Annotated in this window: 12 protein-coding genes; 8 read left to right on the forward strand and 4 right to left on the reverse strand. The window is 54.1% G+C overall.

What is annotated here, in order from left to right; translation table 11 throughout:
• Positions 1 to 7: 7 nt before the first annotated feature.
• Positions 8 to 751, reverse strand: coding sequence for a hypothetical protein (locus KIH39_RS03265; protein ID WP_213497840.1), 744 nt, complete (start codon positions 749 to 751; stop codon positions 8 to 10).
• A gap of 301 nt (positions 752 to 1,052) precedes the next feature.
• On the opposite strand from KIH39_RS03265, the gene KIH39_RS03270 reads away from it, so the two are divergent.
• Entirely contained in the window at positions 1,053 to 3,254 is a 2,202-nt protein-coding gene (locus KIH39_RS03270) for a DUF4139 domain-containing protein (RefSeq protein ID WP_213497841.1), read from the forward strand.
• Positions 3,255 to 3,272: 18 nt separating this feature from the next.
• Here the strand turns inward: KIH39_RS03270 and KIH39_RS03275 are convergent, their stop codons facing one another.
• The gene (locus KIH39_RS03275) at positions 3,273 to 4,475 is read right to left on the reverse strand and encodes an N-acetylglucosamine-6-phosphate deacetylase (RefSeq protein ID WP_213497842.1); all 1,203 of its coding nucleotides are present in this window, start codon (positions 4,473 to 4,475) and stop codon (positions 3,273 to 3,275) included.
• 139 nt (positions 4,476 to 4,614) lie between these two features.
• On the opposite strand from KIH39_RS03275, the gene KIH39_RS03280 reads away from it, so the two are divergent.
• Positions 4,615 to 5,454, forward strand: a complete 840-nt coding sequence (locus KIH39_RS03280) for an SDR family oxidoreductase (protein ID WP_213497843.1) — start codon at positions 4,615 to 4,617, stop codon at positions 5,452 to 5,454.
• Between the two features lie 53 nt (positions 5,455 to 5,507).
• Here the strand turns inward: KIH39_RS03280 and KIH39_RS03285 are convergent, their stop codons facing one another.
• The gene (locus KIH39_RS03285; RefSeq protein ID WP_213497844.1) at positions 5,508 to 6,317 is read right to left on the reverse strand and encodes a DNA-methyltransferase; all 810 of its coding nucleotides are present in this window, start codon (positions 6,315 to 6,317) and stop codon (positions 5,508 to 5,510) included.
• Between the two features lie 326 nt (positions 6,318 to 6,643).
• On the opposite strand from KIH39_RS03285, the gene KIH39_RS03290 reads away from it, so the two are divergent.
• The 4 genes from KIH39_RS03290 (at position 6,644) to KIH39_RS03305 (ending at position 9,928) form a co-directional block, all read left to right on the forward strand.
• On the forward strand, positions 6,644 to 7,447 hold the full coding sequence (locus KIH39_RS03290; protein ID WP_213497845.1) for an ABC transporter permease: 804 nt from the start codon (positions 6,644 to 6,646) through the stop codon (positions 7,445 to 7,447).
• Between the two features lie 31 nt (positions 7,448 to 7,478).
• Entirely contained in the window at positions 7,479 to 8,234 is a 756-nt protein-coding gene (locus tag KIH39_RS03295; protein WP_213497846.1) for an ABC transporter ATP-binding protein, read from the forward strand.
• A 10-nt stretch (positions 8,235 to 8,244) separates the two neighbouring features.
• Positions 8,245 to 9,459, forward strand: a complete 1,215-nt coding sequence (locus tag KIH39_RS03300; protein WP_213497847.1) for a glycosyltransferase family 4 protein — start codon at positions 8,245 to 8,247, stop codon at positions 9,457 to 9,459.
• Between the two features lie 70 nt (positions 9,460 to 9,529).
• Complete coding sequence (locus KIH39_RS03305) at positions 9,530 to 9,928, forward strand: hypothetical protein (protein ID WP_213497848.1); 399 nt, start codon at positions 9,530 to 9,532, stop codon at positions 9,926 to 9,928.
• Here KIH39_RS03305 and KIH39_RS03310 read toward each other — a convergent pair whose 3' ends face one another.
• Positions 9,929 to 10,738, reverse strand: a complete 810-nt coding sequence (locus KIH39_RS03310; RefSeq protein ID WP_213497849.1) for a sugar phosphate isomerase/epimerase family protein — start codon at positions 10,736 to 10,738, stop codon at positions 9,929 to 9,931.
• A 101-nt stretch (positions 10,739 to 10,839) separates the two neighbouring features.
• Here KIH39_RS03310 and KIH39_RS03315 point away from each other — a divergent pair, with 101 nt between their 5' ends.
• Both KIH39_RS03315 and KIH39_RS03320 read left to right on the forward strand, forming a co-directional pair.
• Positions 10,840 to 11,610 (forward strand): class I SAM-dependent methyltransferase, encoded by a 771-nt coding sequence (locus KIH39_RS03315; RefSeq protein ID WP_213497850.1) that lies wholly within the window; start codon positions 10,840 to 10,842, stop codon positions 11,608 to 11,610.
• Positions 11,611 to 11,637: 27 nt separating this feature from the next.
• Positions 11,638 to 12,330: a ComEA family DNA-binding protein gene (locus KIH39_RS03320; RefSeq protein WP_213497851.1), complete on the forward strand. Its 693-nt coding sequence runs from the start codon at positions 11,638 to 11,640 to the stop codon at positions 12,328 to 12,330.
• The last annotated feature ends 8 nt before the right edge of the window (positions 12,331 to 12,338 follow it).

Below are 12,338 nucleotides of genomic sequence, written 5' to 3' on the forward strand. Positions count from 1 at the left end.
CCGGACACTAGCGGGCGGCAATGCGCTGTGCCAGCGGTGTGACTACTTGAGGTATGACGAAGGATTCGATCAGCTCCTGCGAAATGCGTCGTTGATTGTGATAGGACTCAACGAACGACTTGAAGGGCTGTTTACCCCAGAACTGCCGGATGAGCACGTTGACGCTCAGTGGCGACTCGGTGAACTGGCCGCTCTGGATCTGGGCCAGACTGGAACGGGATTCCACGCCGATGCGGGCCTGGAGGCGGCATTTGTCGTCGAGTGCGAGCAAAATAGACGGCTCGTAGCCCACCACTCGGGCCCCGTCCAGATTCAACAGTCCGTCGAAAGGCGAGGACTGTCCCAGGGCTTCAGCTATCACCTGGTCGTGGTTGCCGGGATAGATGAAATCGAAGGTGTAGAACAGATCCAGCGATTCGAGGTTGAGACTGCTCAGGTCGAGATGATAGGGGGCGTTCTCCAAAACCCGCGCATGCTGATTATCGGCATCCTCCAGCAATGGCGGATTCATGTAACAGGTGGAGACTCGTTTGCTCTCCAAGGCGATCCAGCGAAAATTCTCGGCTTCCCGCTCTTCCTCGAGCACGTACTCTCCGGTTTCTTTTTTCTGCAGCTCGGTGAGCTGTGGGAAACCTTTTTGCAAAGCTTCAAAGAAATGGAGAATCGTCTCAGAATGCAGCGGAAGATCGATTTTTGTGTTCAGATGTGCGTAAACGCCAAAATCGTCACAGATGGCGGAGTACGGGTTCATGCTATCAACTCCCGCGGCAAATCGAATTCGGGCGAAGCTCTCTTACCCATTGTTCTTCGCATCAAAAGGCTTTGCAACAAAGGCGGGGACAATCCGGAAGAAAGAGCACGGTTTTCATCGGGATTATGACTTTTGTGAGGAAAACGAGGAAAGGTATGTTATCATCTCGCTCGAGGGTGACCGATCGCCCGATCTTGAATTCGCGGAGGAGAATCTTCAATTTCGCAAACTCCGCTGGATCAAGTCTCGTCATACCTGCAAGACTCCATGCACTCTCCCATCATTGTTCGAGGATAGACCTATGAAATCCCTTCGTCGTTTACTTTGGCTGTCCCCAGTCGTCGGGGCAGTCGGCCTGGCTTCCTGGCTGGGAGCTCAGCCTGCAAAATCCGCACCAGACGTGCCGAAATCCGAACTCAAAGCCATCACGACCTTGCCAATCAGCCGAGTGATTCTTTTTTCCTCGGGCGTGGGACATTTCTCGCGCTCGGGCGAAGTGGAAGGGGATGCTCGAGTCGATCTAACCTTCCCGGAAAATGACATCAATGACTTGATTAAATCGATGGTTCTCCAGGATTATTCCGAAAAAGGGCGCATTGCCGCCGTCACTTGCGATAGCCGCGATCCCATTGATCGCACCCTGAAAAGTTTCGCCATCAACTTGAACAATAATCCCTCACTTTCCCAGATTCTCAATCAGGCGCGCGGCGAAAAGATCGAAGTTTCGCTCCAGCAGAATGCGACTTCCCAGCCTGCTCAGTTGACCGGCTCCATCATTGGCATCGAACACAAAAAAGAGAAGGATCAGGTCGAAGCCGAAATTCTCAATATGTGGTGCGCGGAAGGCGTACGCAGCATCAAGCTTTCTGAACTTCAGAGAATCCGCTTCCTGAATCCAGTGATCGAAAGCGAATTCCGCCGCGCACTGGATGTGCTGGCTCTTTCGCACGATTCGCAGAAGAAAGCAGTGAGTTTACACTTCGCGGGTGAAGGCAAACGCAAAGTTCAAGTTTCTTATGTGGTTGAAAATCCGATCTGGAAGACCAGCTATCGTCTCGTGCTGGATAAGGCGGGTAAACCCTTCCTGCAGGGCTGGGCGGTGGTCGAAAATCCAACCGATGAAGACTGGACCAATGTCTCGATGGCTCTGATCTCGGGTCGGCCCATCAGCTTCAAGATGGACCTGTATAACCCGATATACGTTCCGCGCCCCACAGTGGAACCTGAATTGTTCGCTTCGCTTCGTCCACCAACTTATAGTGGCGCCCTCGCTCGAGCCAGTAAGGGGGAGGATGCCGTGGCCTTTGCGCCTGCACCCATGGCGCCCGGTGCAGGCGGCTTTGCAGGTGGTCCCGGAGGCGGATTTGGCGGCGGCCGTGGCGCCATGGCGAAATCGGCCTCGGCAGCCGATAAGCCGATGGCCGCCAACATGCTGGGGGGGAATATCGCCAACGGCGAAGGGAGCCGGCAGCTTCAGGAACAGTTGCGCGAGCGCATGAACTTGGGGGCCGGTATTTCTTCCGTGGCATCGGCATCTCAACTGGGAGATTACTTCCAGTATGTGATTGATAATCCCGTGAGTCTGGCTCGCCAGAAATCCTCGCTGCTACCGATTGTTAATAAAGAAATCGATGGCACGCGCGTCAGTATCTACAATCCGAACGTTCAGGCCAAACATCCACTGTTGGGTTTGAAATTCAAAAACACTTCCGGGTTCCATCTCAGCCAGGGACCGATCACGGTTTTTGAAGGATCCACTTACGCCGGCGATACAAGAATTCTCGATATTCAGCCCAACGAAGAACGCTTGGTTTCGTACGCCGTCGATTTGGGGACGGAAGTATCCGCCAAGAATACCCCCGGTAGCGGCAAGATCACTCAGCTGAAAATCCAAAAGGGAGTTGTCTTCACCAAGACTCGGTTCCGGGAAGAGAAAGTCTACGATGTGGTGAATCGATCCACGACCGATCGGACCTTGCTGATCGAGCATCCCAATCGCAAAAATTTGGGCTTCAGTATCGTGGGGACCAACAAGCCCGTCGAAGAGACTGCGGATCAGTTCCGCTTCCAGACTGCCGTGCCGGCGGGCAAGAGCCTTAGCTACACAGTGGCCGAAGAGCGTGAACTGGGAACGGAAATGGTCCTGACCAACAGCCAGGATAACCAGATCCGATACGTCATTAACCTCAACGAAGCCAGCACCGCCGTCAAAGAAAAGCTGATGGAAGCCTTGAGTTTGAAGAAAAAATGGGACGATACTCGCCGGGATATTCAGGAAGTGAATAATCGCATCAACACGATTACTCAGGATCAGAACCGGTTGCGTCAGAACTTCCGCGAACTTCCAAAAGAATCGGAAGCGTACAAGAAGTACCTCAAAAAGTTCGACGAACAAGAAAAGGAGATGGATCAACTCTCCGACAAGCTGCGCGATCTTCAGAAGCAAGATCAGTTGGGGCGGGTGGCTTACGAAAATTATCTCGGCAACCTGACTGTCGAGTAAATTCCCCGTATCAACCGATTAGACGCGGCTAATCCCCGCGTCTATTTTTTTTCCGCCGATCCAGACGTCCTGAACCTGCATAGCATCGTCCATCACCACAAAATCGGCTCGCTTCCCTGCGATGAGGCTGCCACATTCTTCTTCGAGACCCAGAATTCGTGCGGGCGTTAACGTCACGCAACGAGCGACGTCGTGCAAGGGGGCTTGCGTGGCTGTCAGCATCGTCCGAAAGCAATGGTCCAGTCCCACGACACTCGAGGCCAGGTTTTTCCCATCAAGGGTCAGCCCCACGCCTTCCTTTTTCAGAGTGCGAATCTGAGCATCCGGCGGGCCAAAGAGGTATTCCCCATCCGGCATATCGACCGCGCGATTAGAATCGGTGACCAGCGCCAGACGGTTCGGCCCCTTGATCTTGTACGCCAGCCGGAGCAACGCATCCGAGAGATGTTTGCCATCGGCGATCACTTCCGTGGTGAGTTCATCGAAGTAAAGTGTCGCTTCCATCACGCCGCCGCGGTTGGGAAAATTTTGCAGGGCTCGAAGCTTGCCCCGATCGGACATCGCGCAAAAAAGATGATCCACATGGCGAATCCCCCAACGCACGGCCTCTTCCATTTGCTCGAACGTCGCGAACGAATGCCCGGCATTCATGCGAATACCACGCTGCAGGCATTCGCGAGTGAATACTTCCGCACTGGGCAACTCCGGGGCGACGGTGGCCGTGCGAATCGCATCGGTGTATTCCAGAACGGGGATGTAATCGCTGGGCAGGGGAGCTCGAACATTTTTGGGATGGCAGCCCACCGCTTCCAGAGCGAAGTAGGGACCATAAAGATGCGCCCCGACCACGCGACTACCCGTCTGAGGCTCATTCATAATCTGACGGGTCAGTTTCAAAAATTCCAGAATCTGTTCCGGACTGCCGACTGTAGAAGTCGGGGTCATCGTTGTGGTGCCGTGTCGGGCATGGCAGCGGCAAACGGTTCGAAAAGCTTCCGGAGTCAAGTCCATGAAGTCCGCGCCCAGCCCGCCGTGCACGTGAGCTTCCACGAAGCCAGGGAAAAGATATTTTCCTTCCAGATCAATCGTCTCAATTGAAGGGTTGAAACTAAGGTCCGATTTCGACCCCAGCGCATCGATTTTGTCGTCGTTAAAGCGAAGTGTCCCCTCGGATAGCACCCGATCCGGAAGGACTAATCGGGCGTTGATAAACTGCTTCATACGTGAAATTCCCGTTTCAATCGTCAGAATCCAACGTTAGTCCACTCATTTGCTAAGGCCGCGGATTGACGGTTGTTGGAGAGGAGCATTCCGCTACGTTAATCTATCAGGAATGAGAAATTAAATTGAGGCGAAATCGATGGGTCAACGTCGTGAATTGAAGGGGATGCGGGTTCTGGTAACGGGTGCTTCACAGGGCATCGGTCGAGCGCTCGCGGAACTGGCGGCTCGGCGGGGCTGCAAAGTGCTGGCCGCGGCACGTTCGGTCGATCTTCTCAAGGAACTGGCGGAAAAAGTCCGCAAAGATAATCTGGTGATGGAAGTGGTCCAGGCCGATGTCAGCAAGCCGGAAGATCGGCAGAAGATGGTCGAAGCTGCGAAGGAGAAATTCGGCGGGTTGGATATCCTCATCAACAACGCCGGTATCGGTGCCACCGGTCACTTCGCCGATTCGACGCCGGAAGTGCTACGCAATATCATGGAGACGAACTTCTTCGGGGCCACCGAAACGACTCGTCTCTTTCTGCCCATTCTGAAGCAGGGGACCAAACCTGCCATAGTGAATATTTCCTCCATTGTCGGCCGCCGGGCACTTCCTGCCCGCGGTCTCTACTCCGCCTCGAAATTTGCCATGCAGGGGTGGAGCGAAGCGATTCGTGCTGAACTCGCGAAAGATAATATCGATGTGCTGGTGGTCAACCCGGGCCTGACGCAGACGAACTTTTCAAAAAATATGCTGGAGCAGAAAGCTAAGATCCAGATGGATCATCTCCGCGGCATGACGTCCGAGCAGGTAGCCGAGGCAATTCTACGAGCTACCGAAAAGGGGAAGAATAACACCAATCTGACGTTCCGCGGAAAATTGCTTTTATTGTTTACCCGGTTTGCACCGGCTGTCATCGATTTCTTCGCGAAGAAGAAAGTGCGGAAGTTATTCGCCGAGGAAATTGCAGCGCGACAAGCAAAGAAAAACTCCTAGTCCCCCTCCAACAGTCAGAATCCTTCCGTCTGTTGGAGAAGGCTAAGAGAGTTCTAGGCCGGTACGGTGACCGGTTTGATTTTTTGAAGTCGCTGCCGGATCTGACGAGCGTAATCACTGGACAATTCTGTCCCCACGAAATTCCGTCCCAATTTTTTCGCAGCCGCCAGCGTTGTGCCCGACCCTCCAAAAGGATCCAGTACCAGATCGCCCGGGTTGGAAGAGACCTTGATGATTCTCTCCAGCACGGCTTCTGGCATCTGACAGGGATGATCGGTACGTTCTTTGAACGTGCCGCAGACTCGCGAAACATACCAGGTATCGCTTTCCGTCGGAAATACCCGTTCGTCTTCCTGCGGTCTGAGCACCCAGGTATCATCCGGAAGCTTGCCGACAGGATTCGCCCGGCGGTCTGCATAGGTCGTCATGCGGGCGCTGGGGACGCGCACCGAGTCGGCGTTGAAAGTGAATTTCTTGGAATCGGCCACATAGTAGAAAATGTGGGCATGAGACCGATTGAATTTCTTCTGACAGTTCACTCCGAACGTGTAGTGCCAGATGATCCAGTTTCGCAGAGTGAACCCGAGAGCATCGAGCCGGATTTTCATCTCAGCGGCATACTCATCTCCGATGGCTACGTAAAACGAGCCGGTCGGTTTTAAAACTCGCTTGACACTTTTCAGCCAGCGTTCGGTCCAACTGAGATAGTCCTCAGCTTCCCGGTCGTCGCTGTACTGGTCATATTCATAGCCGATATTGAACGGTGGGTCGGCAAAAGCCAAATCCACGCAATGCTCCGGCAAGTTATCCAATATCTCGCAGCAATCGCCTTCAAATACGCGATTAAACAATCCTGGTTTCAAGGGTGAACCTCCTGTTGTCGATCGAGAAAACTGCCCGAATCCTCGGGCTAGACGCGTCTTAATTCCACCTTGCGCGTCTCGCTACCCAACGGTGATGAAACAGTATTATGCCTCCCTTCAAAAAAAGCGCAAGAGCAGTTTGCCAAGAAAAAACCATTTTTTTCCAGGCTCGCAATAGCGCCCGAATTACCCATGTTAACCGCGATTGAAGAATCGCGCAAGCCCTTTTGAAACTCGACTAGCACGATTTGGCGAGAGAGAATAAATTGGGGGAGGGAAAAAGGATTTCCTGGACTCGACGGGTTGCCGGAAAAACCAAGGACGGCATGCAACCTATGCGTACTCAAGTTTCGACTATATGGCAGTTCCGCCATTTCTGGATGTCGCTGGTGCGGCTCGATCTGCGACTGCGCTACCGTCGCAGCGTACTCGGTATCGGCTGGTCGCTCCTCAATCCCATCTTGATGACGGTCGTCTTCTGCGTCGTCTTCAACAAGATGTTGGACAGACACGACTGGAAAGTGGCGGCCCCTCGCTACCTCGCCGCGCTGACTATCTGGGAATTCATAAGCGTCTCCACACTGACTGCCTGCCAAACCTTTTTCCGTAACGAAGCATACATCCGGCAATGCCCGCTGCCGCTCGTGATTTATACATTGCGCTCCGTACTCGGGGCGACTATCCATTTTCTCATCGCGATCGTCGTAACGATTGGTTCCATCGTATTGCTCACTCCCGATCAGTGGAAAAGCCCGATTTACACATTCTGGGCGGTATTACCTTCCTTGATCCTGCTATTTATCTTTTGCTGGGCCATTTCAGTAATTGCGGCGTTTTTGAATGTGATGTTCCAGGATACGCAGCAACTGGCGGAGGTGTTTTTCCGCATCTTCTTCTTCCTGACGCCGATTATGTATGAAACATCAGACATGCGCAAACAGGGCTTGGATTTAATCGCCGATTACAGTCCGGCGGTCATCTTCATTGAATTGATCCGCACGCCGCTCTGTACGGGCGTTTTGCCCGATCTGATGCTTTACGGTAAGGCGATGGTGGCTGTGGCTTTGTTCTCCGCCATCGCTCTGACAATGATTTCGAAGCTCGAAAAGAAGCTGATTTTCCACCTGTAATAATTAGCCGTCACTACCCGGATCGACCGCAATGGCCGAGATATTACTCGAAGACGTCAACCTGAAATTCCGAGTTCGACAGAGCCGGCGTACGACCCTGAAGGAGTACCTGGTGCGGGGGCTCTTTCGAAAATCTGTCAATCCATTCACCGAGGTTCATTCGCTCAAGGATGTCAATCTCCGGCTCGTGGATGGGGATCGGCTCGGCGTCATTGGCCACAACGGCGCCGGTAAAAGCACGCTGATGAAACTGGTGGCCGGAATCTATCCTCCCACCAGTGGCTATCGGACCGTTCACGGCAACATTTGTTCGCTCTTCGATATTGCACTCGGCTTCGAAAGCGAATCGAACGGCTGGGACAACATTTACTATCGCGGCTATCTGCAGGGCGAAAATCCCAAAACGATTCGCGAGAAAATCGATCAAATTGCGGAATTCAGCGAACTGGGCAGCTTCCTGGATATGCCCGTTCGCTATTACTCCGCCGGTATGCTCGTGCGGCTCGCCTTCAGTATTGCCTCCGCCATTCAACCGGAAATCCTGCTCGTCGATGAAGTGCTCGCAGTAGGCGACCTCTCTTTTCAGATGAAAGCCCGCAAGCGCATGACCGAAATGATGAAAACCGCTCGCCTGATGATGCTGATTTCCCACGATCTCGAAACCTTACCTGGGCTCTGCACCAAGGTTGCCTGGATGGATCACGGCGTGGTGCGAATGGTCGGGCCAACGGAAGAAGTGATTCAAAACTATCGGGCCAGCGTTCATCCCGTGAAAAAAGTGGCTTAAAGGAATTGGAATGTCGACGCGTGTGGTTATCAACGGCTTGGCCTCGCTCGATCGCAAGACCGGTGTCGGACATTACATAGCTTCCCTGCACCAGCAGTTGCAACTGACCGGGGACACTGGGGATCGCGCGGTTTTTTATCCCACCGGAATCACCCGCGATGTGGTTCGCATGGCCCGGAATTGGATGAATAAGCCCCGGACCAAATCCAAGTCCGCACCCGCCAACTCCGCGACTCCTGTGGCGACCGCCGCACCGGCACTGCCGAGACTCGTCTGGAACCCCAAAAAATTGCTGGGACGCTATGTCCGTCGGAATGTGCCCAAGATCTTCCGACGTCATTTTCAGCGTGTCTGCGTTCGCAACGGCGTACAACTTTACCACGAACCGAATTTCATTCCCTTGCCGAGCGACCTGCCTACGATCATTACGGTTCTGGATCTTTCGGTGCTCCTGCACCCCGAGTGGCATCCCATCGAGCGCGTTCGCGTCCATGAACAGAATTTCGAGAAAGGGATCGCTCGCTGCCAGCATGTGATAACGATTTCCGAGGCCGTACGCAGCGAGATTATTCACCATTTGGGCATGAAACCCGAAGATGTGACTTCGATTCATATCGCACCCCGGGAACACTTCCGGCCGCTACCAGCCTCTCAGGTCGCAGCCGGTCTGCAATCTCTGGGTCTGCAACCTGGCTTCTTGCTTTACCTGGGTACGATTGAGCCGCGCAAAAATCTGATGATGCTCCTGAAAGCCTACTGCGATCTTCCTGCCGAACTACGGAGCCTGCATCCACTGGTACTGGCCGGCGGCTGGGGCTGGAAGACCGATGAAGTTCACGATTTCTACGATCGCGTCGGCAGAGCGGCCGGCGTACGTCACCTCGGCTATGTGCCCGATGAGATGCTGCCTGTGCTGTGCAACGGAGCGCAAGCGTTGCTCTATCCCTCGCTCTACGAAGGCTTCGGGCTACCGCCGATTGAGATGATGAACTGCGGTGGGGCGGTCCTCGCTTCGACGGCCGATGCTGTGGCCGAGGTGCTTAAAGATAAAGCCTGGCTGCTCGATCCGAACGACACAACCGCCTGGCGAAAAGCAATGCAAACGATCTTGACCGACAACGATCGTTGGAATGAACTTCGTCGCGATTCGATTTCTTTCGCTTCCCAGTACTCGTGGCGACGATGCGCTGAGGAAACCTGGTCGGTTTACCGAAAAGTCGCTTAAAACACATTCGATCAAGCCAAACCCCCTAATGTGCCGATAACTCCGATACGGTTCAAAATAGGGGATAGGAATGCGCGCTGCCGCCACATTACTGGGTCTGTGCTTGTGCGGGATATCCGGCTGTGGATCAGAGGCAACCTGTTATCCGGTAAGTGGTTACGTAACTTATCGTGGACAACCGCTGGCCGGGGGCTTGATCGTATTCTCCCCCGATTTTGAAAAAGGGGCTTCCGGCCCGACCTCTCGAGCCATCATCAAAACCGATGGCTCTTTCGATCTCGCCACGGACGATCGAATCGGTGCCGTCCGCGGCTGGCACCGCATCACTATAGCCGCCCCGATGCAGGATTCTCCAGTCACGCTCTATCGCGACTTTCCGGAGAAGTTTCACAGTCCGGTTCGTTCCGGTTTGGGCTGGGAAGTCCAGACGGAGTCGGAAAATCACCTTCTGATCGAATTGAATCCCTGATCACTCGCAACTGCGCATATACTCGATGCTCTGGCGTGCGATCGTCTCCGGATCGGGAGTGTAGTCAAAAACTTCCACCGAAACCCAACCTGTGTAATTCACGTCTTTCAAGGCCTGAAAAATCGGTTTGAAATCGATTTCGCCGAAACCGGGACCGCGCAAATTTTCGTCGTTGGCGTGGAAGTGTTTCAGCCAGTGGGCATTATCGCGGATCACCTGCGATATCGGCTTCTGCTCGGAAGCCATGGCTTTCACATCCAGGTGTAATCGCACGTTCGGATGCCCAATTCGCTGGGCGAGCTTTACGGCACTCTCGGCCGATTGCAGGAAATCCGTTTCTTTTGGAGTGAGCGGCTCCAAGGCTAGTGTCACGCCCGAGGATTCCAGAGCTTTAAACGCATAGGAAATCGTGTCCGCGGCGTAAACTTCGGCGGCTTCGTGGGAGGCTCCTTCCGGAATCTTTCTTTGTTGCGGCGAACCTAAAACCAGCACATCGCCACCCAAATCCCGGCAGGCGTAAGCCAGTTCCGCCAGATAATTCCCGGTGTTAATCCGAACTTGAGGATCAGCCGAAGTGAGCTGAAAGCCGTTGGTCTTGGCTAGCAACCAGTGCAGGCCTATGATCTGGATCCCGGCCATTTCCGCTTGAGAACGCAATTGCGATCGCCTTTCGGAACTGACGTCCGTGATCAGTGGGGCAAGTGTGAAGGGGGCGATTTCCAGGCCGCCGTAGCCGCAGCCGGCAATGAAATCGCAAATTCGGCCATGCTCCCAATCGGTAAATGTTTCGTTGCAAATCGCGTAACGCATCAGAATCCTCGCATCGGTTTTCCAGCATTGTACTAGCTGAGTTCGATCTTGTAATATTTCGCGATTTTGGGGTAGGATGCGGAATATTCAAGGAAGAAATTATGCCGCAACTCGCGAAAATTGAGCAGGAACGACACTTCCACGACCAGCAGGCCGCTGAGCGGTTGATTCGCATCAAACTCGGTCAGGAAGATCTCGAATTCGAGGATCGCGAATATCTCGAGCACGAAAGCTGGATTCGTCCCGCCTTTGCGATGCTGGGTGATGTGGCCGGGAAAGCGGTTCTCGATCTCGGTTGCGGGCACGGCATGGCCTCGGTCGTGCTCGCACGTCAGGGAGCCAAAGTAACGGGAGTGGATCTATCCCCCGGCTATATCTCCGAAGCTCGGGCGCGGGCGCTGGCGAATGGCGTGTCCGGCGAGTTCCTAGCCGCCGATGCGGAAAATTTGCCCTTTGAAGACGAATCCTTTGATGCCGTCTGGGCCAGCGCGATTCTTCACCATCTGGAAATTCCAGCGATTGCCCGAGAGCTGAAGCGAATTCTCAAACCGGGTGGTGTCGCGGTGTTTTGCGAGCCCTGGGCCGGGAACAGTTTGGTTCGGTTAGCACGCAAGTACCTTCCCTACGCGGGGAAACAGAGAACCCCGGACGAGAAACCGCTGTCGCGAGACGACGTCGCGGCACTGCGGGAAGCTTTCCCCGATCTGGAGTTCAGAGGCTATCAACTCTTCGGCATGGTGCGGCGACTTTGGAGCGTTCGCCGTTCTCGAATCTGGAAAGTACTGGACATCATGGACGGAATGCTCTTCCGGGTCTTCCCCAAGATGCAAAATCAAGCCCGGTATGTTGTTATCTCCCTTCGCAAAGCGTAAGCTAATAATTGATCGCCCCAGCCCGCAATGATGGTTTTGCTAGTGGCGGAGCTTAGTCCCACTCCTACTGAAAATGTCGTTCCGTTATCGGAACCGGCCCCCGCTTCCTCTCCGGTTTCGCAGTTAGCGACTTCCAATCCCGATCGCGTATTTGTTCCGCTGCTCGTTGTCTTTCTCGGCGTACTCCTTTACAGATGGCTCGGGGACAGTCGCTTGGCCACTCGGCCTCCGACGTCAGAGTTATCGGGCTATCAGCAGAAGATTGATCTGAACACGGCCAGCCGTTCGGAACTTCAGCAACTTCCCGGGATTGGTCCTGCCAAAGCCGATAAGATTCTCGCCAGCCGGGCGAGTTCGGATTCTCCCGCTCGCTTGCAGGCGATCCCCGGCTTTGGCCCAAAATCGATTCAAAATCTCGAAACTCACATCCAGAAGTCGACCCAGGAGTTGGAACCGGAACGTCTGGAGCGCAAGTCTCCAGGTTCGCCGCCGGCAGCTCCGAAATCCAGTTCGATGAAGAAGACGGTTCAGGAGGTTCGCGTCAACTCCGCACCTTTAGAGGATCTTCTGAAACTGCCGGGAATTGGGAATACCCTGGCTCAGCGAATTGTGGCAGAGCGGGAAAAAAAGCGATTCGAAACGGTAGATGATCTCCGAAGAGTGAGCGGAATCGGCGTGAAGAAACTGGAACAACTCCGCCCCTATATCCTGCTGGACTAGAATAAAAG

Source organism: Telmatocola sphagniphila (assembly GCF_018398935.1).
GTDB classification, from domain to species: Bacteria; Planctomycetota; Planctomycetia; order Gemmatales; family Gemmataceae; genus Telmatocola; species Telmatocola sphagniphila.